At 57.3% G+C, this 1,523-nt stretch carries 2 protein-coding genes; both read left to right on the top strand.

All coding sequences use genetic code 11. From position 1 onward, the window contains the following. Nucleotides 1–103 precede the first annotated feature (103 nt). Nucleotides 104–343, top strand: coding sequence for a GNAT family N-acetyltransferase (locus tag BM004_RS40485; protein ID WP_093222604.1), 240 nt, complete (start codon nt 104–106; stop codon nt 341–343). A gap of 114 nt (nt 344–457) precedes the next feature. Continuing rightward, nucleotides 458–1,243: an acyl-ACP--UDP-N-acetylglucosamine O-acyltransferase gene (gene lpxA, locus BM004_RS40490; RefSeq protein WP_093222606.1), complete on the top strand. Its 786-nt coding sequence runs from the start codon at nt 458–460 to the stop codon at nt 1,241–1,243. Nucleotides 1,244–1,523: the final 280 nt, after the last annotated feature.

Raw genomic sequence — 1,523 nt, forward strand, 5'->3', positions numbered from 1 at the left:
CTGAGGCAAACTATTACCGGCAACTCGCCAGTCAGACCGCCACGATGGCGGCATGACTTAAACCAACCGGCCTCCATGAAAGCCGGGGCGATTCAGTTTCGCCATGGTCGACTTGGACGACGCGTGCCTGTTTGCCCTGTTTGTGTTGCCCGAACATGAGGGTTGCGGGATAGGCACGCGCCTGACCCGGACCTGTGAACGCGCGTTGTTCGAGCGGCACCCTGCCGCGTGGCTCGAAACCGCGAACAGGAGCCGCGCTGCGCGGCTCTATCGTCACCTCGGATGGGGTAGCGAAGTGGAGATTGGTGACGGAGACATCCGGCTGACGAAACAGCGGCCATGACCACTTCAGGCCGAGAAGCCTTTAGGCACGAGCGGCTACAGTCGGCCAAGAGCCGTCATTCGCGATAAAGCAAAATTCGCTGCGGCAACAACACCAGGGCGCCTAAGGAACTTCATGACTTCTCGAATCCATCCCTCCGCCATCATTGAAGATGGCGCAGTCATCGGCGACGATTGCTTCATTGGTCCCTACTGCCACGTCACAAAGGACGTGAGCTTGGGTGCTGGCAATGTGTTGCACGCGCATGTGTCACTCGTCGGAAACACGACGATCGGCCCCAACAACGAATTCTTTCAATACGCCTGCATTGGCAGCCGGACGGAGGATATGAAGTTCAAGGCTGGTTCCATTGCCCGAGTCGAGATCGGTGGCGGGAACATTTTTAGAGAATACTGCACCGTTAACGCCGCCACCGAACACGGCGCGACCACCAAGATCTACGACGGCAATGTTTTTCTTTCAGACAGCCACGTCGGCCACGACTGCATTATCGGAAGCAACATCGTGCTCGGCTGCGGCTCCAAGCTCGCAGGGCATGTAGAGATCTGTGACTACGCCACTGTCAATGGCATGACTGGCGTCATCCAATTCGTCCGATTGGGCAGGTACTCATTCATCGGTGCGACCAACAAGGTCACGAAAGACATCCTCCCCTTCATGATTGCCGAGGGCAACCCGTCGGAAATCAGGGTCGTCAACACCATTGGCCTCGAGCGCAGGGGTTTCGCACCCGAGCGAATTCGTCATATCAAGAACGTGATCCGTCAATTGCTCAAGACGCCAAGCGCATTGCAGGAAGCCTTGGGCTCGCTGGTTAAAGAATTTCCGGGCGATCCGGACGTCACCGAGCTATCCGCATTCGTCACCCGTTCACGCACTGGCATAGCGAAGATGGGCTGATGAAGATCGGCACACGTCGAGCGTCAGCTTCGGAGAAAATCCTATATCCGCTTCGGGCCCCTTCGCGACTGCAGTGAGGCCGGCTACAGTCGGCCATGAGCATCGGTGATCGGGCGGGTTGATTTGACCTGCGGAGTTCTCTTCCTAGACTCGTAAATCCACTACGAAGGAGAGCTTGAATGACCTACTTCACCGGAATCGATGTGTCCTTGAGATCCGTCTCGATTTGCGTCGTGGACGGCCGTGGCGAAGTCTGTCGGGAGGCCAAGGTCGACGCGCA

It is taken from the genome of Variovorax sp. OK212 (genome assembly GCF_900112425.1).
Lineage (GTDB): Bacteria > Pseudomonadota > Gammaproteobacteria > Burkholderiales > Burkholderiaceae_C > Variovorax.